This window comes from Sodaliphilus sp., assembly GCF_045598405.1.
Taxonomy (GTDB): Bacteria; Bacteroidota; Bacteroidia; order Bacteroidales; family Muribaculaceae; genus Sodaliphilus; species Sodaliphilus limicaballi.
The window spans coordinates 1-22,589 of the sequence record NZ_JAZLLZ010000108.1 but is presented as its reverse complement, the minus strand read 5'-3'; the positions used below and the strand labels follow the sequence as shown (position 1 = coordinate 22,589).

Here is a 22,589-nt window from a genome sequence, read left to right as displayed (position 1 = left end):
TCCGATTAGCGTCCTGCTGGACGCAGTGCGTGTTGCATTTCTTCCCCCACCGCCACTTCGTTCGGCGGTGGGGGTTATTTAGGTATTGTCCTGCCGGACAATAAATTAGCAATATTTATTATCAAATGCTAAAGTTGAGTTCTTTATTGTCACAAACGAGTCCGACCACGGGTATATTATAGTTTTTCAAACCAAATGACATTGGAAAGAAAAATGCGTAGTCCTCATTAGCCCCCTCGATTGTACCCAATGAAGAGTGTAAGGTTTCGGTCTCATAATCAAGTACTAAGCCATGATTAATAAGAAATCTATAACCAACAATACCGATGAAAGGGAAATCAAACATCTGGTCAAAATTCATCTCACTATTAACAAAGAATGTATCACTAAACATTCCATTTCCCATGCGAAAAGAGAACGAATATGCTTGACACTCCACGCCTTTGTGTTGAACAGAATGTATTGTCATTGACCTCTCGTTAATTCTTGCATCATCGCCGAGCAAAGGCAAGACGGATTTGTTCAAGATACAGTTTACCGAACCGGTATCAATCATCATCGCACCGACGTATATCTTATCGTCTTGTCCTTTAAAGGCGGCTTTGACAATAGGGAACTTTAGGTTTTGTATATCTCTCAGTTTTGCAGTGAAATTTTTCATCGTTTTTTGTATATGGTTAATGATAGGATTTTCGGTGTGAAGCACGCTGATTGCAAATGAGCAATCAGCGTGTCTTCTCTTTTTCATTTCTCGCGGAAGTCTTGCTTCTTGATGCGACGGATGAGATGCTCCACAGCTTTTTTGTCGGACTTTCGTGCCTTTTGCAACTGCGCGGCAAACTCAATCTCTGACTCATCAGAGTTAAAGAGATCCACCAGTTGGGCGTGTTCCTCCGACTGTTTTTCGAGGGTGAGGTTGCGGCGTTTCATGAGCATGCGCAGCGATGCAATTGCTGTGTCATACTTGGGTCGCAGCCCCACAACCATACGCATGAGGTCAAGTCCAGGGTCGCCCACATGCAGCTCGTTGAGCATCGATGCCATGTAGAGAATCTTCACATCGGGGGTAGCCATCTCGAAGTTCTCGGCAATGTCAGTGACGGTCTGGTCAGCTTCCTTGTATCGCTCCAGCTTGGCGAGTGCGCGAGCCTTGATAAACATGGCCTCGGCACAGTCGTGCTGTTCAAGCACATCGCAGGCGCCTTTGAGTGCAGCCTCATAGTTGCAGGCATAGAGGCAGAGCAGAGCCGAGAGGAAGTTGGCCGGCCAGTGTGTATTGTGCAGCAACTCTTGGGGCACGTCTTTGATGATGCCGTAGAGGTGCTCGTCGCACACCACAGTGTCAAGGAATCGCTTAGCCATCTGCATAGCTTCCATGAGTTCTCCTTCTTCTGTCTTGCGGGCAGTTAGGAGAAGATACTGGCGAGCCACTTCGTCTAGGTCGTTGTTTCGCTGAGCGTCATAGACAGCCTTGCCTATTTCGATCTCGCTGTTGATGACCTTCTCGTTGTTGAAGCCTGCCGCGTAGTTGAGGACTTCACCGTTGGTCTGGGCATAGTACGGCATCACCTCGTTGGTCAAGAAAAGGCCACCAAGGGTCTTGACACGACTGAGGGCGACATAGAGCTGACCGGCGGCAAACATTCCGCGACTCAGGTCGAGAACCATCTTGTCGAATGTCATGCCCTGGCTTTTGTGCACGGTGATTGCCCATGCCAGGCGCAAGGGGTACTGGACGAAAGTTCCTTGCAGTTCCTTTTGGGTCTTGCGCTCTTTTAGGTCGTACTCGTAGGTGTATGACTCCCAAGAGCAAAGGGGCACCTCGTAGGTCTCACCGCTGTCAAGTGTGACGCAGATCTTGTCTTCGGTGAGACTTGACACCTTGCCCAATGTTCCATTTACCCAGCGGCGTTGCTGATCATTGCGTGTGAACATCACTTGCGCACCTACCTTGAGGCGCAGTTTGGGCTCAACTGGCATACGCTTTGCCTCGAACTTGCCTGTGATTTCGCCCTCGTAAACGAACTCATCGGCATCAATCTCGGCCAGGCGATGCTGGTTGATGGTGTCGGCGGTCTTGTTGACCGACGCAAGCGTGATGACCATGCCGTCCTTTTCGCTGGGTTCGCACACACGGCGGTTGAGGCGCATGAGATCGGAGTTGGTCATGTGGTTCAGGCGTATGTTCTCGAGAGTTTGCAGGAACGCGTCGTCATCCTGACGGTACACGGTCCTGAACTCAATGGTCACAAGACGCATGCGCTTCACTGCATCGGCCTTGTAGAAGAAGAAATCCTCGGTCTGGTACAGTTTGCGCAACAGATCCTTGTCTTCTTTTTTTGTCACGGGTGGCAACTGGAACAGGTCGCCCATGAAGATCATCTGCTTGCCGCCAAAGGGAATGTTGTTACGCAACACCCTGCGCATGGTGTAGTCGATGGCATCCATGATGTCGCAGCGCACCATTGACACCTCATCGATGATGATAGTGTCGGCATGAAGCAACGACAAGATTCTTGACTCACTCATCTTGCCGCATGTTCCGGGAACGCATACCTCCATGGGCAGCCCGAAAAATGAGTGGATAGTGTCACCACCTGCAAGGATTGCGGCCACGCCTGTGGGAGCAAGGGTGATGAACTGCTTGTTCACCTCTTTCTGCACCCTATGCAGGAAAGTGGTTTTACCGGTTCCAGCGCGTCCTGTGAGGAAAAAGCTGGTGTTGGTGTTTGCTACGAGCTCGTAAGCCATTTGTTGTTCGCGGTTGGGTGTTGTGTTTTCTTTCATCTTTTTCTGCTTTTTTGCTTGTTAGTAATTGTTTAGCATGGTGGTTTAGGACTCTCTCACCCTTGTCCTATCTGGGGAAGGATTTGGGTGAGACGAGCGTTGAAGTCGCTGTCGAGGAAGCTCTTGTAGCTACGCTCGATGATGGCCTTGGCCTGCTCCTCGACTTGTTGTGACGGTATTGACACATTTTGCGCCTTCACCACTCCCTCGAAGTAGCTTTTCAGCATGGCCTCCGACTCGGTGCGGATGAACTCCTCGTTGCGGAACACTTTCTCGTAGTCGCGCTTTTGCACCAGTTCGAGTTTTGTGCCGTTGAAGGCATAGATCTCGATGGAGTCAATGTAGGTCCAGTTGTGGAACAGTCCTACTTTTTCCACGATGACGATGCGGTCGCAGAACCTCACGCCACGGTAGTATAGGTGTCCGCTTTCGCTTTCGTATTGATCACACAGGAACATCTTCTGTCCCTCGTCCCATGAGACGATGTTTGCTCTCTCGGTTCCGAAACTGGGCAGGATCTTGTCGAACAGGTCCTTGCTGAGTGCTTTGGTAAATGTTGCCATTTGTTTGATTTTTTTGTGGTTGATAGATTTTGTTTTCTTTATGTCTAAGGTCACGAGATGCGTTTTTGCTGTGTCTCGGCCACCATCTGGCGTGAGAAACTGAGCAGTTGCTCCTCTGGCACTGACTGTCCCAGCATCTTTGCCTGACCTTTTAGGTAGTCGGCAAGCATGTGGACGCTTTCCTCGCGGGCGAATTTCTCGTTGAAGCAGCGCCAGTCGCAGCCGCCCCAGTTCTTCTGGGCAATCATGCGTGCCCTCTGGCCGTCCCAGGCATAGAGCGTGATGCCGTTGATGAAGGTGTGGCAGTAGCCTTCGCCTATGTTGAAGAAGATGATGAGACGGTTTGACACGCGTATCGCGCGGTAGTAGAAGTTACCGGCAGCGCTTGTCCAGCCTTGGGTTAGATACACGTTCTTCACAGCGTTGTAGGTGAGAGAACTGCCCGAGAGGGCAGGGAGTGCCTTGATGGCGACTGTTGTCAGAGTGTTGTTTCTCATGATCGTTTTCCTTTTTTTGTTTGTATTAGATGCTTATTAGTTTGTTTTTACGTTGCAAAGTTACGGTTGTTTTTATGCATCGCCAAATGTTTTTCTTGGTTTAATAGTTCCTTTGAATTTGGAACCATTAGGCTCATTTATGCAGCCCACAGAGCGTGCCGTTCCTTATTAATCGACTTGATGCAACGCCTGGTGCTTTTTGCATTCTCGTGAGCGACGAAACGGCCACGGCTCGTGCCGAATACCAGAGCATTTGCCTGCGCTTGGCGTTTTTCGATGATACGTCTCAGCACTCTCTTCTGAACGCTCCATGACTTGTCTTGATAGCGCTCGCTCAGTTCAACGAAAATACCGTCTAAGATATCCTCTTTAATGCGGTTAGTGGCTTTTTTAGTTAGCTCACGGCTAGCAGCCATTTTGTAACCGTTTGTACCCTCAATTTGCTTCCAGCGCTTGTTGGTTGCATGGTTGATTTGCTTTGCTGATTTCATCACGGGATTGCTTTTTGTCTTTTTCATAACTACGATTTATTTTGGTTAAACAATTTTGACGATGCAAAATTACTGTCATTTTTTAGTCTCGCCAAGTGTTTTTGACTTTATAATAGTTCCTCATGTTTTGGAACCATTAGATAGCAATTTTGCAGTGCCGCCGCCGAGGTTTCCCTCAAACTTTGACACTGCAAAATTATATTGTTTACAATGGTTTGCCAAACTTTTTTGCACCTATAATGGTTCCTTGCTATTTGGAACCATTACATGACAATGCAGGAACTATTATTTGTATATTTCCATCATGTTTTTCACGCGATTGGCAAAGCGTTCACGCACCTCGGGCGGTGACATCACCTCCAGCCCGTCGCCCATTTGAAGCACACGCCCCATGAACTCATTGTTAACCTCAATGGTCAGTTCAAATTCGCCATACTCACCATCATCATGCTTGCCAAATGGCTTCGCAATAGTTTGTGAGGCATGAATAGGTTTAGTCTTTATCAAGTTGAACATATAGTTAGTGCGTGCGCGAACTATAATATGCTTGGCAACCGCATCTTCCTCGTGAGTGGTACCAACGATATCATTGAAAAAATCATCATAGTAATGCTTTGGTGCTGGCACATATTCAACTCTTGACCTTTCACGTGGTTTTGACTGAATTCTGTCAAGAGCTATATTATAGCCAAATTCCGGGTCCTTCCCGTCCACATGACCAAACAGATGCCACCTGCCATTGTATTCCTTTAGGTAGTGTGGGTGGAACATCAGTGTGACTATTTCCTCATCAAAAGGCTTGTAGTCTATTTCAAGCACCATTTTGCTTGAAATGGCTTCATATAACGATGGCAAGTACTCAATGTTAGTTAGAATGCGGTCAATGCTTGCACTAATTACCTGTTCACCTTTTTGTCGTTTGGCTTTCATGTCAAGCAAGTCCTGACAATCCTTGAAGAAATACTCTAGCCATGACTTAGGGAAGAACCCTGCCGAATCCTGGCAAAATTTCCAGTACTGGCGAAGGTTGTTAATGACCTTTGCATTACGCATATCAGCAAGAGGGTCATTGTCCTTGCCTACGTAACGGAATCGCTTATTTCGATTGTTGCCATCCTCTTCAATACTATCTTTACCAACTCTTTCCTTGATTGCACTACAAACCTCAGGGAACGCTTTCTTCAACTCCCTTATTCCCTTTTTTCTCGCATCATCATCTTTGGTGTATTCATAATACTTTGACACAGAGTACTCCAATTGTGTAGATGACTCTAACCCTAGGTATTCAGCTAAGACATCAGCATAAGTAACCCATCGGCGGCTCACAAGCCACCGATAGGTTATTATAGCAAATTCAGCCTTATAACTCTCACCATCAAAGAGATTCTTGCGAATTACCATTACTTTATAATTCGAGGATTTAACCACGATTCCTCTGGTTTAGCTACAAGTCTTGCATCTTGATACACTTCGTCCAACCCTAGTATTGTTTCTGGTGTATAGACTCTTTCGTTTGCATGTGGAGTAAGAACCAATGCAAAGTCTGGCTGAGAAGTATAAGAAGTTTCAAGATATATAGGCATAAGTAATTGAATACGACGTGCTGTTGGATAGTACATCGGTATGATGAACTTGTAATTTCTTTGTGCAATCTTTTTTGCAAATTCTATTGCGTTGTCCATCTTTTGACCGAGGTCATCTGCTTCAAGATCCTTATATTTTTCAGGGAAGCGATCTATTCTTTGCTCTATTATGTGCTCATATTTTGAAACGTTGCAGTCAATGTCCCATTCGCAGTGAAACACTATTTCATTTATGTCCTCAAAGAACTTGGGAGGCAATGGCTCGTAATTTTCAAATCCGAGTTTACGAAGAGATAATTTTGATGGACACATCTCTAGATTACAAATTATCTCTCGTCCTCCTAACAATAGAACATCACCCATGATGTTCAAGTCATGACCAAACTTATCGATAAGGTTTGTATTGAACAATGCTTTGGTCCTATCTTTGTTATAAAGAATCTTTTCATCCCATCCGTATTTCTCTTGTTCATAATATAGTCTATCTAGCTCGAACTCAAGATATGATTTCAAGATGGGGTATTTAAATTTAGGGTCTTTTCTGTTCTTGTATTCCCAAGGCTCTTCAATTGTCTTACTTTCTAACTTTTCTAAAAAGGTATTGCATACGTCAATTGTATCAAAGGCCATTCTACCCACAAAGAATTGCTCTCGGTTTTTTCTGGAGTTCTTAAACGAGTCTTCTGTTCCCCAATCAATACCTTCGAAATCATTTTTTATATTTTTAGTAAACCAACCATATAAGACCTTTCCATCATGATTTTTGTGAGTTGTTTGGAATCTAATGAATTTTGCATTCTTTTCATCGACAACTGTCCCGTCTGGAAATTTGTTATGTCCTGCACCATTAAAGTACTCAATGCTATTAACGACAAAGACGTCATCAATATCATTGATTGTGCCATCTGCAATAGCGCAAAGGTTCGCCAAACTATTTTCATTTATAATGCCAAGCGATTTCGGAGTTTTTGTAATTTCCCAGGTTATTCCCATGAAATTGCCTGTTGTGTCCATTCTCTCAAACACACCATAAATGTAATCACCGTTTTTGCTCTTTTGATTTAATTGAAATTTTAAAACAAGAGCATTTTCTATTGTACACGGATTGCCCTTTTGATCAAAGTACTCTATTTTGCATAGCTCTGACTCTATAAATTCGTTAATGTTCTTTAATCTAACCCTCTGTCCTATAATCTTAGACAAAACTGAAATACAATTTTCTCCGTTTTTATTTGGTTTGAGATTTTTTACAAACCCCAATTTAATTAATCCTGTTTTTTCTGTCGTATTCATAACTTAGAAGTTTTGATTTACCAATAATTCTCGAATGTTAATCTTTAGCAATTCCGAAATTTTTGCCAGCGTCTGCAAATCGGGTTGTGTGGTGTTTGTGCACCATTTGGAAATCGTTACGGGATCCTTTCCTAATTGACAGGCAAGCCAGACACCTGTTTTGCCTGCATCTGCCAATGCACCTTTGATTCTATTTAAATTTTCCATGCTAAGTTCTTAATGTTTAATGCAAAGTTATAAAATAGTTTTGACAAATTCATCTTGAAATACAAAATATATTGCACTTAACTTAAAATTGCGGCAACGAGCACAATGAGAATAGATAGGATAGCTATTAGAAGGATTTTTTACGCATTCGAAGATGAAAGAATTGGGCACACCATTACCATATAATAAGGACACGAAATTTTTCTTCCGTTGTTTTTGGGATTAGTGATGAACAAGTCGGCAAAAAGTCGGCAATTTTATTAAAGAAAAATCGCTAACTGGTTATTATCAACCTGTTAGCGATTTGTTTTGGTGACCCGCTTGGGACTCGAACCCAAGACCCCAACATTAAAAGTGTTGTGCTCTACCAGCTGAGCTAGCGAGTCTCCGTTTTAAAAGCGTTGCAAAGGTACTGCTTTTTTCCTTAATTACCAAATATTTTGACGTTTTTCTTGAAAATTTGCGTAACCTTGAACCAAAATTTGCGTAACCTTGAACCAAAATCATGCCCTTGGTGCAAAAGTGCACGGGTCAAAGTCGATGAGGTTATGTTTCTTGGCGAGTTACAGCGGGGGAGTGCGGTTGGGTGTGTCCCCGGAGTAGAAATGCTTGACGGGGGAATTGTAATAGTTGCTTCTTTTGCAACCCAGTTGCAAAAGATTATTTGTAACTTTGCAGTGTTAAACAATAAAGGTGTGTTCTATTAATTATTAGAAAAGATAAATTATTATTTCGGCCGCTTTTGAGCCTGTTTTGGTATCTCCGACGGTCTCGACCATCGGTTACGATGCAGTGTAACGACTCCGTCGTTGGCAAAATCTACTCAAAACATCTCTCAAAATCGTCTCGACATAATTAATAGAACCCACCTAAAAAGATAAACGACGATGAAAAAGAGTTATAAGATTGAGGTGGACTGCGCTAATTGCGCCAACCTCGTGGAGACCGAAGTAAAGAAAGTGGAAGGTGTGAACGATGCCACAATCTCGTTCATGACGCAAAAGATGAAAGTAGACTTTGCCGACGGAGTCGATGTAGAGGCTGTGCTTGCGCAGATAGTCAAAGTAGCAAAGAAGGTAGAACCTGATTTCGAAGTGTTGTAATGAAGCGGGGTTATTCAATCATAGCGAGAGCCGCTGTGTGTGCGACCCTCGCTTTGGCATATATGCCTCTGGCTGGTTGCCTTCATGGTGACCACGATCATGACCATGATCATGACCACGAGGTTGAGGCCGAAGAACATCACGAGCATGCACCCGGCACCATCATCATGGAGCCAGAGAAGGCCGAGGCTGCTGGCGTGAAGACTAGCACCGTGACACGAGATAGTTTCAATGACGTGATTGAGGTGAGCGGCAGCATTCAGGCCGCCTCGTGCGATGAGACGTCAATCGTTGCCACGACGGCAGGAATTGTGACCCATGCCCAACACATCAGTGAGGGTATGGCCATAGCTGGCGGCACCACGCTGTTCTATGTGGCGAGCGATAAGTTGCAGGATGGTGACCAGGCCAAGCGTGCGCGCATTGCCTATCTTGCCGCCAAGCGTGACTATGAGCGTGCTAAACCGCTGCTCGACGACCACTTGATCACCGACCGCGAGTTCAGCGGCATCAAGGCCGACTATGAGACTGCCCGGGTGGCCTATGAGGCCGTGAGCAGCAATACCACTGCGCGTGGCGTCACTGTCAAAGCCTCGGTGGGAGGATATGTGAAAGAGTGCCTGGTCAACGATGGCGACTTTGTCAACGTGGGCGATCCGCTCATGACCATAACCAAGAACCAGCACCTCTACTTGCGTGCCGAGGTGCCTGTGCGCTATTATGGCTCGCTCAATCTCATCACGTCGGCAAAGTTCCGCACCCAGTATAGCAACACCGTTGTTGATATCAAGGAACTGGGCGGCCACCTCATGTCGTCGGGCAAGTCGGCGGTGAGCACAACTTCCTATGTGCCTGTTACATTCCAGTTTGACAACAATGGTGCCGTGGTGCCTGGTTCTTATGCCGAGGTGTTCTTGATTACCGGCAAGCGCGAGGGTGTGTTGAGTGTGCCCACGACAGCGCTCACCGAGGAACAAGAGGTTTACTATGTGTATGTCAAGCTCGATGCCCATAGTTACCGCAAGCAAGAGGTGACGCTGGGTGCTACCGACGGCGAGCGCACCGAGATTCTCACCGGACTCAAAGGTGGAGAGAATGTGGTGGTGCAGGGTGCTATCAATGTGAAGCTTGCCGGAGCAAGCGGAGCAATACCTGCCCATACCCACAACCATTGATTTTTTCTTTAAGGGTTTCAGGGTTGGGTTAACTGATTCATTCCTTTCTTATGGGCTTTAATTTGATCACAGACAATGCTTAACAAGATAATAAAGTTTTCACTCAACAATCGCTTGCTGGTGTTACTGGCGGCGGTGCTTCTCACTCTGGGCGGGCTATATACGGCTCATCGCACCGAGGTTGACGTGTTCCCCGACTTGAACGCGCCCACAGTGGTGGTGATGACCGAGGCCGGAGGTATGGCTGCCGAGGAGGTGGAGCAGTTGGTCACATTCCCCATTGAGACCGCTGTGAACGGTTCGACAGGCGTGCGCCGCGTGCGCTCGTCATCGACTATGGGTTTCAGCGTGGTGTGGGTTGAGTTTGAATGGGATACCGATATCTACGTGGCTCGCCAGATTGTGTCGGAGAAACTGGCTGCGATAGGCGAGTCGTTGCCTCCGGGCACGGGCCAGCCCACCATAGGCCCGCAGTCGTCAATCCTGGGCGAGCTGCTCATCGTGGGGCTCACTGCCGACTCGACGTCGATGCTCGATCTGCGCACGCTTGCCGACTGGACCATACGTCCCCGGTTGCTCTCTACCGGAGGTGTGGCACAGGTGGCTGTGCTGGGCGGCGACATCAAGGAGTACCAGATACTCTTTGATCCCGGCAAGATGAAGCACTATGGCGTCACGCTCAATGAACTAATGGACGTGACGCGCGACATGAACCGCAACATCAATGGCGGCGTGCTCTATGAATATGGCAACGAGTATATTGTGCGCGGCGTGGTATCGACCGCCGCCGTCGATAAGTTGTCGCGCTCGGTGGTGAAGATGGTGGATGGATCGCCCGTTGCCCTGGCCGACATAGCCGAGGTGCGCATCGGCGCGCAGGAACCGCGACTGGGCGTGGCATCGGAGCGAGGCAAGCCTGCGGTGCTCCTCACCGTGACCAAGCAGCCCGGTGTGGGCACGGTGGAACTCACCGAGAAACTGGAGGCTTCACTCGCCGAGATAAAACCTAACCTGCCTCACGACGTGCATGTGTCAACTGACGTGTTCCGCCAGTCAAGGTTCATCGACAGCAGTATCGACAATGTGAGCACCTCGCTTCTTGAGGGTGCGCTCATGGTAATCATTGTGCTAGCCATTTTCCTTGCCAATGCCCGCACCACGGTTATATCGCTGGTGGCTATGCCATTGAGCTTGCTTGTCTCGCTCATGGCGCTGCATGTGCTGGGCTTCAGCATCAACACGATGAGCCTGGGCGGCATGGCTATTGCCATCGGGTCGCTAGTGGATGATGCCATTGTGGATGTGGAGAATGTGTGGCGACGGCTGCGCGAGAACCGCGCATTGCCCGCTGGCGAGCAGTTGCCTGTGATCAGGGTGATATATGAGGCGTCGCGTGAGGTGCGCATGCCCATCCTTAACTCCACGCTCATAATCGTGGTGTCGTTCACCCCGCTGTTTTTCCTCAGCGGCATGGAGGGTAGGATGCTCATTCCGCTGGGCATCGCGTTCATTGTGGCGCTATTTGCCTCAACCGTCGTGGCACTCACGCTCACTCCCGTGCTGTGCAGTTATCTGCTCACAAAAGCACCAGCGAAAACTGGCGGCGATCGCGAAGCGCGCATTGTGTTGTGGCTCAAGAATCGTTATGGCAATGCTCTGGAATGGGTTCTCGGGCACAAACGCGTGGTGTTGAGCAGCGCGGCAGGGGCATTTGCCGTGGCTGTGGTGGTTTTCTTCATGCTGGGCCACAGTTTCTTGCCTCCGTTCAACGAGGGGTCGTTCACGATTAATATCAGTTCGCTGCCGGGCATCTCGCTCGAGGAAAGCGACAAGATAGGGCGCACTGCCGAGAAACTATTGCTCGAGATACCCGAAATCAAGACCGTGGCGCGCAAGACGGGCCGTGCCGAACTCGACGAGCATGCCCTGGGCGTGAACGTGAGCGAGATTGAGGCCCCCTATGAGCTTGACGGGCGCAGCCACCAGGAACTGCTTGATGATGTGCGCGAGAAACTAGGCGTGATTGTGGGCGCCAACATCGAGATAGGCCAACCTATCAGCCACCGTATCGATGCAATGCTGTCGGGCACGCAGGCCAATATTGCCATAAAACTCTTTGGCGACAACCTCAACCGCATGTTCACCCTGGGCAACGAGATAAAAGAGGCCATTGAAGACGTCGATGGCATTGCCGATCTCAACGTGGAGCAACAAGTGGAACGTCCCGAGCTCAAAATCACCCCCAACAGGGAATTGCTTCAGCGCCAGGGCATCTCGGTGCCCGAGTTCAATGAGTTTATCTCGGTGAACATGGGCGGTGAGGTGGTTTCGCTGGTCAATGAGGACGGCAAGAGCTTTAACCTCGTGGTGAGGGCTAGCGAGCATAGCCGTAGCACAATCGAGGAGGTGAAAAGTCTCGTCATTGACACCCAGGATGGCCGCAAAGTGCCGGTGACCGATGTGGCTGAAGTGACCTCTACAATGGGACCAAACACTATCAACCGTGAGAATGTGTGCCGCAAGATTGTGATCAGTGCTAATTGCAGCGGGCGTGACCTGGGAAGCGTGGTGAGCGACATCAAGGAACGCATTAACGAGGACATTGAATTGCCCGAGGGCTACCACATCGAGTATGGCGGTCAGTTTGAGAGCGAGCAGGCGGCTAGCCGCATCTTGCTGTTCACCTCGTTCATCAGCATTCTCGTGATTTTCTTGCTGCTCAATGCTCAATTCCGCAATGCCCGCGAGAGCGGCGTGATATTGCTCAACCTGCCCCTGGCTCTCATAGGCGGCGTTCTGGCAATAGCGATAACAAGCGGCGAACTCAGCATTCCCGCCATCATCGGCTTCATCTCGCTGTTTGGCATTGCCACGCGCAACGGCATGCTGCTCATCTCTCAATACAATCACTTGCGTGAGAATGGGCTTGGCCTGCGTGAGAGCATCCTGCGTGGTTCGCTTGAACGCATGAACCCCATCTTGATGACAGCCCTCACTAGCGCGCTGGCACTCATACCGTTGGCTCTGCGCGGCGACTTGCCTGGCAATGAGATACAGAGTCCCATGGCAAAGGTGATACTGGGCGGACTGCTCACATCGACATTCCTCAATGCATTCATCGTCCCCATTGTGTATGAGTGGATGCATAGAAACGATGACGATGCGCTTCGCTACGATAACGATGACGATAACTCCTTGAAAAAATTATGAAACGACTTTTTACAATAACACTGTGCATGGTGGCCGTGTGTGCCGGGGCACAGTCGCTCCCCGCGATACTGGCAAGCATCGAGAAGAACAATACTCGCCTTGCGGCACTTGCCAGCGAGAATGCCGCCGCCGTGGCGCAACTAGGCAGCGAGACTTCGATTGTGGGACCCACGTCGGTCGAGTATAGCCCGTTTTTCGGCAATGCCGACGGGCTGGCAAGCAGCGAACTTATCGTGTCGCAGGAATTTGATTTCCCCACGCTTGGGGCGATGCGCAAGCAGAGCGTGAATGCGCAGCGGCATGTGCTTGATCTTCAATATCAAACAGAGCGGCGTGACATCGTGCTCGAGGCCAAGAAACTGTGTTACGACATCTCGGCTGCGGTGTGCACCCGCAACTTGCTTGACCAGCGCTTGCTCACTGCCGACTCGTTGCTGGCTGCCACAACGACTAGCATGAATCGGGGCAATGCCACTATCATAGACGTGAACCGCATCAAGATGGACCGCATGGAGGTGAATACCCAGCTAGTGCAGGCCCGTGGCGAAATCGCTACATTGGCATCGCAGCTGCAAGGACTCAACGGCGGTATTCCCATTGAGAACATCGACAACCTGGTGCTTTCCAGAGAACCTGCCTGCGACAAATCTGCTCCCACTCTCGAACAGGAAATTGCACAGGCTCAGCTCAATGCCGCAACTCATGAGATAAAGGTTGCCGAAAAAGGGTGGCTGCCGTCGCTCACCGTGGGTTATCGCCGCAACACCGACCACAATGATGCCACTAATGGTTTCCTAGTGGGGGTGTCGATGCCATTGTTCTCTAATTCAGGCAAAGTCAAAGCTGCCCGAGCACGCCAGCAAGCTGCCATGAAACAAATGGATGATGCCCGCACCGAGGCACAGAACCGCACCCGCGCGCTCACCGCCGAGGCACAGCAACTGCGCGCAACGATCGACTCTTATGACTTGCCGTTGATGCGAGAAACACTGGCCCTGATCAACAAGGCTGTGCGTGCCGGAGCACTCACGGTGAGTGAGTACTACAACCAGGCCGACCGCATCCACGCTGCAATGCTCGAACAAATCTCACTTGAGAACAAATACAATAAACTCATGTGCGACCTCAACCGCTGACATGCGGTTTTCGCATGACGACGACAAGAAAAACAATGCCCGCCACTGGAGTAGTAGCGGGCATTGTGAATATTTTGGGGGGTGTGAGTAGAGTTTCATGCTGTTTCATCATGAAACACCGTCATGAAAATTACCATTTATTTTACATAGACTTGGCGCAGTCCCACGCTGTAGTGGTGCAGTGAGCCATACTTGCCACCGCCCATATAGTCCTGTGCGAAACCATAGTCGTGAGCCACGAGGTTGCCCTCTGCGTCCTTGGTGACAACCCAAGCAAGCAGTGTGCGGCGTGCGATTGTGCCACCCTCGCGCTTAACGGTCCATGAGTCGTTCTCAACCACCACCTTGATTACGCCGGGGAACTTGGCCTTGGCCACCTTGAGCACCTGCGCGTTCATCGACTTGTTGAGTGCACCGGGTTTCAGAGTCTGCTTTGATGCCTCGATTTCGGCTTTGCGCTTTGCCTCTTTCTCTGCCTTTGCTTTAGCTGCTCTTTCCTTTGCCTCGGCCTCTTCTTTCTTCACCTGCTCACAAGTGAGGTAGGGGTTAGCGTTGGGGTATTTAGCCTTGTAAGACTCGTCCATTTTGTCGTAGAGCTTGCGCAGTTCCTTGGTCTGCTTCTCGATGGCCTCGTCGTCGGTATAACGGTCGGTGCAGAATGCAAGGTAGCGTGTAGCAGCGCCGTTGCTGGTGTAGTACTGCTTTGCGTTCTTCTTGCCTTTCTTGGCCTTTTCTACATACCACTTGAGTGCCGCAGCGAGGAATGCGTTGTTGTTGCCGCTGTAATCTTCGGCCTTGGGATATCCGTCATAGAGAAGAGCACGTGTTGCCTTGCCCACTTCGCTGCAGCGTTCCTGGGCAGTGCTCCATGAATGCCAGCGAGCCACTTCCTTCGAGTTGTCGTTTGCAATCTTGTTGAAAATGGCACCCATCTGCTCGCCCTTGTCAGAGCACAGCCACTCCACGTCTTTCTTCTTGTTGGCCATATCCTGGAGGTTAGCCCAGTATTCAAATGCGTCATACATCTTATCGATGTCGTTGCATTCGTCCAAGTTGGGGGCGTTGAGTTGGGTCTTGTACTCAACTGCCATGTCAAGCTGCTTCTTTGCTTCCTTCTCAACTGTGTTGATTGCGTTATCTACAGCATTATCTACAGTGCGTTCAACCTTGTTTTGAACAGCGTTTTTGGCGTTCTGCTTGATGCGGTTACCCAGGTTTTTAAATTGTGCACTGGCACTAAGGCTACATGCTATGACAGCAACAGCAACCAGCGACACCTTAATGATGTTGTTGAGTTTCATAAATAATGAGTTTTTGTAGTAATTATTGTGTTTATTAAGTGTTCAAACCACAAAGTTATATAAAAATTGCCAAAAGCCCAAAATTGTGTGACAAATTGCTGCCACGGTAGCCCACGAAAACATTGGTGTATAGTTTGTTTTATGTTGCAGCATTGGTTAGCACTCGCTCGGTTTGAATCCTGCTGCGGCGAGGTGTTGCCAGTAGTGGGGGTATGACTTTGTGACCACTGCGGCGTCGGTGATGATGATGCCGCGGTGTCGGGTTGATGCCATTGCCATAGCCATTGCTATGCGGTGATCCTTGTAGGTAGCAATGGGTTGCGGTGCATCTACCTGGGTGTGGTTGCCGTCGTAGGTGATGGAATCGGGGGTGGGGGAGAGCAAGGTGTATCCCACCTTGGCCAGCTCGGCCTGGAGTGCCGCCACGCGGTCGCTCTCCTTGATGCGCAGCGTCTTGACTCCGTTGATAGTGAAAGGTTTGCGCATGAGGCACAGCGCTACTGCTATGGTGGGTATGATGTCGGGCATCGATTCCATGTCGATATTGATGTCGCCCTCGGCAGGTGTGGCCGTGGTGAGCGTGAGCCCTTGCTGTGTCCATGTGGCGTCAATGCCCAGGAAACCGCACATTTTCATGATGCCGCTGTCGCCTTGCAGGCTGTCGGCGGTCAATCCGGTGAGTGTGACTTGCGACCCAGGCATGAGAGCTTGCATAGCAATCCAGTAGCTTGCCGCGCTCCAGTCGGTCTCGATGGCGGTGCTTGCGGGCAGGGTATAGCATCCCTCGTGCACGGTGATGGTGCGCAAGGTGCTGTCGCAGTCGATGTTGATGCCGCAGCGACGCATCAGCCCCAGTGTCATCTCGATGTAGGGACGCGAGGAGATGTTGCCCAGGAGGTTGATGGTGCAGCCGCCTGTGACGGGCGCTGTGAGCAGCAATGCGGTGATGTACTGAGAACTTAGGCTTCCGTCGATGGCGACCTCATGCTTGTCGAGATTTCGACCAGTGACACGCAGCGGGGGATATCCCTCTTCCATGACATACTCAATGCTGGCGCCGCGCTGTCGCAGTGCGTCCACAAGATGTGCTATGGGGCGTTGCCGCATGCGCGCGGTGCCATCGATGGTGACAGTGCGCCCCTCGCGTGTAGCAAAATAGGCCGTGAGAAACCGCATTGCCGTGCCGGCTGCGCCCACGTTGATGTCGCTCGATGTGCTGGCAAGTGCAGCGCGCATGATGTCGATGTCGTCGCACGTGTCATCGATGCGCAGCGGCTGGGGATTGCCGGTGAGCGCGTTGATGATGAGCATGCGTGTGGCAAGGCTCTTGCTAGTGGGCAGTGCCACGGTGGTGCTGATTGATGCAGGTGCGGTTATCTTGTGGTTCATAATTTTTACTTTTTCTAGGCTCTCTAGGTGCTCTAGGCCATCTAGGCTCTCTAGGTCATCTAGGTTCTCTAGGGTTTCAATCTTTTTTCTGAGTTCTTGCAGGGGGCGCATCACGAAGTCGCGCTCGTGCATGCGGGGGTGAGGAATAGTGAGCTCGGGAGTGTTGATGTGAAGTTCGCCGGCAAGGATGATGTCGATGTCGATGAGTCGGTCCACATAGTTGCCGTTGCTGTCGCGGTGTGCTGCACTACCCAACTGTCGCTCTATCGCCTGGCAATGGTGGAGCATGTCGAGCGGTTCAAGGTCGCTCTCAAGCATAACGCCCACGTTGAGAAACGCATTGCTGCTTTCAAACCCCCACGGCTCGCTCTCGACAATGCTTGACACAATGCAACGCGAACCCAGTAATGAGAGCTCGTCAACGGCCCGCCGCAAGTTCTCCTCGCGGTCGCCCAGGTTACTTCCTATGTTGAGATAATACAGCATTATTTAAGGACGCAACGCTTTAAGATGGAAGTTTTAATTGGTTGGCGCCCTTCAAGAAGCTCTTGAAGCTAACATCGTGAGCGTTCTTAAAGGGCGCCAGCCCGTTCTTATATGTGCGTCAGCACCCGTTCTTTACAGAGTGCGTGCTACTTCTACTTCCTCGAATGCCTCGATCATGTCGCCTACCACGAGGTCGTTGTAGCTCTGCAATGAGAGACCGCAGTCGAAACCGGTGGCAACTTCCTTGGCATCGTCCTTGAAACGCTTGAGCGAGGCGAGATTGCCGGTGTAGCGCACGATGCCGTCGCGAATCACGCGCACCTTGCAAGTGCGTTTGATCTTACCCTCACGCACGATGGCACCTGCAATGGTACCCACCTTGCTGATGTGGTAAACCTGCAATACCTCGGCAGTACCGCACACTTCTTCCTTGACTTCGGCCGAGAGCATACCCTCCATCGCGCTCTTGATCTCCTCGATAGCATCATAGATGATAGAGTAGATGTGGATATCTACGCCCTCTTGAGCTGCGGCGCGTTTAGCATCGGCCGACGGGCGTACCTGGAAGCCCACGATGATGGCATCGCTGGCTGCTGCCAGGGTGACGTCGCTCTCGCTGATGGCACCCACAGCCTTGTGGATGACATTGACCTGTACCTCGGGGGTAGAGAGCTTGATGAGTGAGTCGCTGAGTGCCTCGATAGAACCGTCCACGTCGCCCTTGACGATGATGTTGAGTTCGTGGAACTCACCGAGTGCCATGCGGCGTCCGATGTCGCTCAAGCCAGGACGCTTCTGGGTGCGCTGTTGCTGCTCACGCTGCAGTTGCTCGCGCTTGTTAGCGATCTGACGTGCCTCTTGGTCGGTGTCCATGACGTTGAACTTGTCGCCGGCAGTGGGAGCGCCGTTGAGACCCAGGATGAGCACGGGGCAAGCGGGACCTGCCTCGGTGATGCGCTGGTTGCGCTCGTTGAACATTGCCTTAACCTTGCCATAGTGTGTGCCTGCGAGCACGGTGTCGCCCACACGCAGGGTGCCGTTATCGACGAGCACTGTGGCAACGTAGCCACGGCCCTTGTCGAGTGAAGACTCGATGACCGAACCGGTTGCCTTGCGGTTGGGGTTGGCCTTGAGTTCGAGCATGTCGGCCTCAAGGAGCACCTTCTCAAGGAGTTCAAACACGCCAATGCCTTTCTTGGCACTGATGTCCTGGCTCTGGTACTTGCCGCCCCATTCCTCCACGAGGTAGTTGCGCTGTGCCAGCTGTTCCTTGATATTCTCGGGGTTAGCACCGGGTTTGTCAATTTTGTTGATGGCGAAGATGATGGGCACGCCGGCTGCCGAAGCGTGGCTCAGGGCCTCGTCGGTCTGCGGCATGACGTTGTCGTCGGCAGCCACGATAACGATAACGATATCGGTGACCTTGGCACCACGAGCACGCATTGCGGTGAACGCTGCGTGACCGGGGGTGTCGAGGAATGTGATGCGACGTCCGTTCTTGAGTTTCACGATGTAAGCACCGATGTGCTGGGTGATACCGCCGGCCTCGCCAGCAATCACATTAGCGTTGCGGATGTGGTCGAGCAGAGATGTCTTACCATGGTCAACGTGACCCATGACGGTGACAACAGGGGGACGCTCCTCGAGGTCCTCGGGATTGTCTATTTCTTCTTGGATAGCCTCAACCACCTCGGCGCTGGCATACTCGGTCTTGAAACCAAATTCGTCGGCCACGATGTTGATGGTCTCGGCGTCGAGACGCTGGTTGATAGAAACCATGATGCCCAGGCTCATGCAAGTGCCAATAACCTTGATTACTGGGATATCCATCATGGCAGCCAGGTCGTTGGCTGTCACAAACTCGGTGAGTTTGAGTACCTTGCGTTCGGCTGCTGCTTGTGCTGCAACCTCGTTCTCGGCCTCGCGCACAGCCTCGCGTTTCTCCTTGCGCCACTTCGCGCCTTTCTTGTTGGTGTTGTTTTTAGCGGTGAGACGTGCAAGCGTTTCCTTGATTTGCTTCTGTACGTCTTCCTCGCTCACCTCGGCCTTGAATGGGCGTTTAGCCTTCTTGTCCTTGCGTTTTCCTCCCTGGTCGCCCTGGTTGCCTGCGGGCTGGTTGTTGCCGCCCTTCTTGCCTTGGTTCTGCTGGTTTTGCTGAATCATGGCTCCGCTGCGCTCGATGTCGATTTTCTCTTTGCCGATGCGCTTGCGTTTCTTGCGTGCAGCACCCTCGGCCTTCTCCTTGGCGATGCGCTCTTTGCGCTTCTCTTCCTTGGTCTTGGGCTTGGGACGAGTGGTTGTGTTGATGGCGTCGAGGTCAATCTTGCCCACGATGGTGAGCTTGGCCGCGGGAGTAGAGGGCTTGAGCGAGATGAGTTCTTCCTCTTCCTTTTTCTCCTCCTTGGCGGGTTGCTCGGTGGGTTTCTCTACCTTGGGCTCGGGCTTTTTTGCGGCAGCCTTTTCGGGCTTGGGCTCTTCCTTCTTGGGTTGAGCGGGTGCCTTCTCGGCTTTTGCCTCGGGAGCGGCGGGCTTGGCGGGTTGAGGCTTTTCTTCTTTTTTCTCAACCTTGGGCTCGGGCTTCTTCTCGGGCTCGGCGGGTTTCGCTTCCTCCTTCTTGGGAGTTTCAACCTTCTTGGCCTCGGGAGCTTTCTCCTTCACGGGTTCGGGTTTAGGCTCTTCCTTCTTGGGCTCTTCGGCCTTGGGGGCGGGTTTGCCTATGGCGTCAAGGTCAACTTTGCCCAGGATTTTGGGCTTCTGTCCGGGTATTTCGGTGGGAATATCCTCAACTTTGCGTTCTTTGCTTTTTTCCTTGCCTTTCAATCGCTCTTTAGAAGCGTCGTCGGCCTTAAGGCGCTGTTCCATGTCGGGGCGGAATTCTTTGATGAGCATATCATAGACCGAGTCTTCGATGCGCGCGTTGACACCGGGGTCAACGGTGATGTTCTTCTTCTCAAGGAATCCACGTATGGTTTCGGCACCTACGTTTAAATCTTTTATTACTTTACTTATCTTTATTGGCATAATCTAATTTAAGTAATTGTTTTTGTTTTAATTAGCAGTAGTAATCCTGCGTGCGAGCAGCCATGGGCAGGCTCCGCGAGCAAAGTGAACGCGGTGAGGAATTATTCGTCTTCAAATTCAGATCGAATAACCTGGTAAACGAAGTCGACAGTGTCTTCTTCGAGGTCGGCTTTTTCGATGATTTCCTCGCGGGGAACGGCGAGAAGTTGCTTTGCGCGTGAGAAACCCACGTTCTTGATGGCGTCGATAACCCAAGCGTCGATTTCGTCCTTGAACTCGTCGAGGTAGATGTCATCTACATCGTTGTCGGTGTCGCGGAATACGTCGATCTCGTAACCTGTGAGCTGTGATGCGAGCTTGATGTTAAGGCCCTTGGCGCCGATGGCGAGAGAAATCTCCTCGGGGCGCACGAATACCTCGGCGTGCTTGGTCTCGGGGTCGAGGCGTATGCTAGTGATCTTGGCGGGGCTGAGGGCGCGCTGCATGAGGAGCGACTCGTTGGTGGTGTAGGGTATGACGTCGATGTTCTCGTTGCGCAGCTCGCGCACGATGCCATGAATGCGTCCGCCCTTCACGCCCACGCAAGCGCCTACGGGGTCGATGCGGTCGTCGTAGCTCTCAACGGCAATCTTGGCGCGCACACCCGGGATGCGTGCAACGGCACGAATCACGATGAGTCCGTCGTGGATCTCGGGAACTTCGAGTTCGAAGAGACGGCGCAGGAAAGCCTCGCTTGTGCGTGACACGATCACCTTGGGGTTGTTGTTGGTGTTGTCCACGCGGTGGATCACGGCGCGCACTGTATCGCCCTTGCGGTAGATGTCTGAAGGAATCTGCTGGTCCTTGGGGAGCATGAGCTCGTTTTTCTCATCGTCCATGAGGAGCACCTCGCGTTTCCAGAGCTGGTAAACCTCGCCAGTGACGAGTTCGCCCTCAAGGTCCTTGAATTTATTGTAGATGGCGTCCTTCTGCAGGTCGAGAATCTTGCTGGCAAGGGTCTGACGCAGGTTGAGGATGGCACGGCGACCAAACTTCTCAAAGTTGATTTTGCGAGTGTGCTCTTCGCCCACCTCGCAGTCGGGGTCGTCGTCGGCCTGGGCCTCGCTGAGCGCAATCTGCTTGTTGGGGTTTTCTACCTCACCGTCGGGCACGACTTCGAGGTTCTGATAAATCTCGCAGTCACCCTTGTCGGGGTTAACGATAACGTCGAAGTTGTCGTCGTTGCCAAACATCTTGGCCAGCACGCTGCGGAAAGATTCTTCCATCACGCTGATGAGAGTAGTCTTGTCGATATTCTTCTCGGAGTTGAAGAATGAGAACTGCTCTTGCATGTTGACCGTTTCTTCTTTTTTCTTTGCCATAATTGAATGATTAGAACTTAATTATGATTTTTGTATATTTGATTTCGCTGTAATTGAATCGGGTGCTCACCATGACCAGCTCGGGGCGTTTTTTGCCTTCGGGCTTTACCTTGGTGGGCACGTCGATGTTGAATCCCTCGTCGTCGCAAGCGGTGAGTTCGCCCTTGAGCTTGCGTCCGTCGGCGGTGAGCACTTCCACTTCCTGTCCTATGTTTTTCTCATACTGGCGCACAACCAGCAGAGGGGAAGTAATGCCGTAAGAACCCACGGTGAGTTCATAGTCTTCCACGTCGCGGTCAAAGGCGTCGAGCACTGCGTTGTTGACCATGACGCAGTCGTCGATGTTGATGTCGGTCATGCTGTCGAGCTGCACGTCGATGATGTTGTCGCGGCTCACGGTGAGCTGCACGAGGAACATGTCGGTGCCGTCGAGCGTGTCGTTGATGACCTGTGTAAGTGCTGCTTTGTCTATCATGCGTTTATAAATATAATAAAAACGAGGAAGCACCTGCCCCCTCTCACGATTGCAATGCAAAATTACTCATTTTGTGCCATTTGTGCAACACTGCGCCCTTCAAACAATTAATGTATGCGCCCATAACTAAAATATTTATGTTTTTTTAACAATTCTCTGCCTGCAAGGTTACTATTCAGCAATAGAACTCCCCGCGCGGATCTTATGAAAATCTTTCTCTCGCACAAAGCGTAAGGCAAAGAGAGGCTGAAAGCCGACACGCAGAACGCAGTTCTGCACATAACCCTGTCCTAACTGAGCGCAAGCGAAGGCAGGACAGGGTAAACGCGATACACTATACTGCGGTTGAAGGCCGCCACCTTGCACGTTTCGACCCGGAAAGTCCATTAGGACAAGAACAAGATTTTAGATTATCATTGTGTCAGGATTTGTGCTATATTGAGCGAGTATATGGGTTCATATATGAACGAAAGATAGTGCAAATCACGCCAATGAGAAGCAAAATATTTTC

17 protein-coding genes and 1 tRNA gene are annotated in these 22,589 nt (G+C 50.7%); 4 read left to right on the top strand and 14 right to left on the bottom strand.

Going from position 1 to position 22,589, the window contains the following annotated elements:
* Window positions 1-121: 121 nt before the first annotated feature.
* The 9 genes from ACKI3C_RS07760 to ACKI3C_RS07720 form a co-directional block, all read right to left on the bottom strand.
* A complete protein-coding gene (locus tag ACKI3C_RS07760) occupies window positions 122-748 on the bottom strand; it encodes a hypothetical protein (protein ID WP_407403734.1) in 627 nt (208 codons plus the stop codon).
* On the bottom strand, window positions 745-2,787 hold the full coding sequence (locus ACKI3C_RS07755) for an ATP-dependent RecD-like DNA helicase (RefSeq protein WP_407403732.1): 2,043 nt from the start codon (window positions 2,785-2,787) through the stop codon (window positions 745-747). Before ACKI3C_RS07755 ends, ACKI3C_RS07760 begins: the two co-directional genes overlap by 4 nt.
* Before the next feature lie 56 nt (window positions 2,788-2,843).
* On the bottom strand, window positions 2,844-3,350 hold the full coding sequence (locus ACKI3C_RS07750) for a hypothetical protein (protein ID WP_407403730.1): 507 nt from the start codon (window positions 3,348-3,350) through the stop codon (window positions 2,844-2,846).
* Window positions 3,351-3,400: 50 nt separating this feature from the next.
* A complete protein-coding gene (locus ACKI3C_RS07745; protein WP_407403728.1) occupies window positions 3,401-3,847 on the bottom strand; it encodes a hypothetical protein in 447 nt (148 codons plus the stop codon).
* Between the two features lie 137 nt (window positions 3,848-3,984).
* Window positions 3,985-4,365, bottom strand: coding sequence for a hypothetical protein (locus ACKI3C_RS07740; protein ID WP_407403726.1), 381 nt, complete (start codon window positions 4,363-4,365; stop codon window positions 3,985-3,987).
* 258 nt (window positions 4,366-4,623) lie between these two features.
* Complete coding sequence (locus ACKI3C_RS07735) at window positions 4,624-5,739, bottom strand: helix-turn-helix transcriptional regulator (protein ID WP_407403724.1); 1,116 nt, start codon at window positions 5,737-5,739, stop codon at window positions 4,624-4,626.
* Window positions 5,739-7,214, bottom strand: coding sequence for a DUF3825 domain-containing protein (locus ACKI3C_RS07730; RefSeq protein WP_407403722.1), 1,476 nt, complete (start codon window positions 7,212-7,214; stop codon window positions 5,739-5,741). The genes ACKI3C_RS07735 and ACKI3C_RS07730 overlap by 1 nt, the downstream gene beginning before the upstream one ends.
* A 3-nt stretch (window positions 7,215-7,217) precedes the next feature.
* Window positions 7,218-7,421: a helix-turn-helix domain-containing protein gene (locus ACKI3C_RS07725; RefSeq protein ID WP_407403720.1), complete on the bottom strand. Its 204-nt coding sequence runs from the start codon at window positions 7,419-7,421 to the stop codon at window positions 7,218-7,220.
* A gap of 310 nt (window positions 7,422-7,731) precedes the next feature.
* A tRNA-Lys gene (locus tag ACKI3C_RS07720) sits at window positions 7,732-7,807 on the bottom strand.
* Between the two features lie 501 nt (window positions 7,808-8,308).
* On the opposite strand from ACKI3C_RS07720, the gene ACKI3C_RS07715 reads away from it, so the two are divergent.
* From ACKI3C_RS07715 to ACKI3C_RS07700, 4 genes are all read left to right on the top strand, one after another.
* Window positions 8,309-8,524, top strand: a complete 216-nt coding sequence (locus tag ACKI3C_RS07715) for a cation transporter (protein ID WP_407403718.1) — start codon at window positions 8,309-8,311, stop codon at window positions 8,522-8,524.
* Entirely contained in the window at window positions 8,524-9,699 is a 1,176-nt protein-coding gene (locus ACKI3C_RS07710) for an efflux RND transporter periplasmic adaptor subunit (RefSeq protein WP_407403716.1), read from the top strand. The genes ACKI3C_RS07715 and ACKI3C_RS07710 overlap by 1 nt, the downstream gene beginning before the upstream one ends.
* Window positions 9,700-9,774: 75 nt before the next feature.
* On the top strand, window positions 9,775-12,909 hold the full coding sequence (locus ACKI3C_RS07705; RefSeq protein ID WP_407403714.1) for an efflux RND transporter permease subunit: 3,135 nt from the start codon (window positions 9,775-9,777) through the stop codon (window positions 12,907-12,909).
* Entirely contained in the window at window positions 12,906-14,045 is a 1,140-nt protein-coding gene (locus ACKI3C_RS07700) for a TolC family protein (protein ID WP_407403712.1), read from the top strand. Before ACKI3C_RS07705 ends, ACKI3C_RS07700 begins: the two co-directional genes overlap by 4 nt.
* A gap of 137 nt (window positions 14,046-14,182) precedes the next feature.
* Here ACKI3C_RS07700 and ACKI3C_RS07695 read toward each other — a convergent pair whose 3' ends face one another.
* From ACKI3C_RS07695 to rimP, 5 genes are all read right to left on the bottom strand, one after another.
* Window positions 14,183-15,346 carry a hypothetical protein gene (locus ACKI3C_RS07695; protein WP_407403710.1) on the bottom strand — a complete coding sequence of 388 codons (1,164 nt, stop codon included), beginning with the start codon at window positions 15,344-15,346 and terminating at the stop codon, window positions 14,183-14,185.
* Window positions 15,347-15,502: 156 nt separating this feature from the next.
* Complete coding sequence (gene aroA / locus ACKI3C_RS07690) at window positions 15,503-17,221, bottom strand: 3-phosphoshikimate 1-carboxyvinyltransferase (protein ID WP_407403708.1); 1,719 nt, start codon at window positions 17,219-17,221, stop codon at window positions 15,503-15,505.
* A gap of 132 nt (window positions 17,222-17,353) precedes the next feature.
* Window positions 17,354-20,242 (bottom strand): translation initiation factor IF-2, encoded by a 2,889-nt coding sequence (gene infB / locus ACKI3C_RS07685; RefSeq protein WP_407403706.1) that lies wholly within the window; start codon window positions 20,240-20,242, stop codon window positions 17,354-17,356.
* A gap of 101 nt (window positions 20,243-20,343) precedes the next feature.
* A complete protein-coding gene (nusA, locus tag ACKI3C_RS07680) occupies window positions 20,344-21,603 on the bottom strand; it encodes a transcription termination factor NusA (protein WP_407403704.1) in 1,260 nt (419 codons plus the stop codon).
* Between the two features lie 10 nt (window positions 21,604-21,613).
* Window positions 21,614-22,078: a ribosome assembly cofactor RimP gene (gene rimP / locus ACKI3C_RS07675; protein WP_407403702.1), complete on the bottom strand. Its 465-nt coding sequence runs from the start codon at window positions 22,076-22,078 to the stop codon at window positions 21,614-21,616.
* Window positions 22,079-22,589 lie beyond the last annotated feature (511 nt).

Coding starts and splice junctions, on each gene's coding strand:
- ACKI3C_RS07760 (WP_407403734.1), bottom strand. CDS start 748: ATGAAAAAGAGAAGACACGCTGATTGCTCATTTGCAATCAGCGTGCTT.
- ACKI3C_RS07755 (WP_407403732.1), bottom strand. CDS start 2,787: ATGAAAGAAAACACAACACCCAACCGCGAACAACAAATGGCTTACGAG.
- ACKI3C_RS07750 (WP_407403730.1), bottom strand. CDS start 3,350: ATGGCAACATTTACCAAAGCACTCAGCAAGGACCTGTTCGACAAGATC.
- ACKI3C_RS07745 (WP_407403728.1), bottom strand. CDS start 3,847: ATGAGAAACAACACTCTGACAACAGTCGCCATCAAGGCACTCCCTGCC.
- ACKI3C_RS07740 (WP_407403726.1), bottom strand. CDS start 4,365: ATGAAAAAGACAAAAAGCAATCCCGTGATGAAATCAGCAAAGCAAATC.
- ACKI3C_RS07735 (WP_407403724.1), bottom strand. CDS start 5,739: ATGGTAATTCGCAAGAATCTCTTTGATGGTGAGAGTTATAAGGCTGAA.
- ACKI3C_RS07730 (WP_407403722.1), bottom strand. CDS start 7,214: ATGAATACGACAGAAAAAACAGGATTAATTAAATTGGGGTTTGTAAAA.
- ACKI3C_RS07725 (WP_407403720.1), bottom strand. CDS start 7,421: ATGGAAAATTTAAATAGAATCAAAGGTGCATTGGCAGATGCAGGCAAA.
- ACKI3C_RS07715 (WP_407403718.1), top strand. CDS start 8,309: ATGAAAAAGAGTTATAAGATTGAGGTGGACTGCGCTAATTGCGCCAAC.
- ACKI3C_RS07710 (WP_407403716.1), top strand. CDS start 8,524: ATGAAGCGGGGTTATTCAATCATAGCGAGAGCCGCTGTGTGTGCGACC.
- ACKI3C_RS07705 (WP_407403714.1), top strand. CDS start 9,775: ATGCTTAACAAGATAATAAAGTTTTCACTCAACAATCGCTTGCTGGTG.
- ACKI3C_RS07700 (WP_407403712.1), top strand. CDS start 12,906: ATGAAACGACTTTTTACAATAACACTGTGCATGGTGGCCGTGTGTGCC.
- ACKI3C_RS07695 (WP_407403710.1), bottom strand. CDS start 15,346: ATGAAACTCAACAACATCATTAAGGTGTCGCTGGTTGCTGTTGCTGTC.
- aroA (WP_407403708.1), bottom strand. CDS start 17,221: ATGCTGTATTATCTCAACATAGGAAGTAACCTGGGCGACCGCGAGGAG.
- infB (WP_407403706.1), bottom strand. CDS start 20,242: ATGCCAATAAAGATAAGTAAAGTAATAAAAGATTTAAACGTAGGTGCC.
- nusA (WP_407403704.1), bottom strand. CDS start 21,603: ATGGCAAAGAAAAAAGAAGAAACGGTCAACATGCAAGAGCAGTTCTCA.
- rimP (WP_407403702.1), bottom strand. CDS start 22,078: ATGATAGACAAAGCAGCACTTACACAGGTCATCAACGACACGCTCGAC.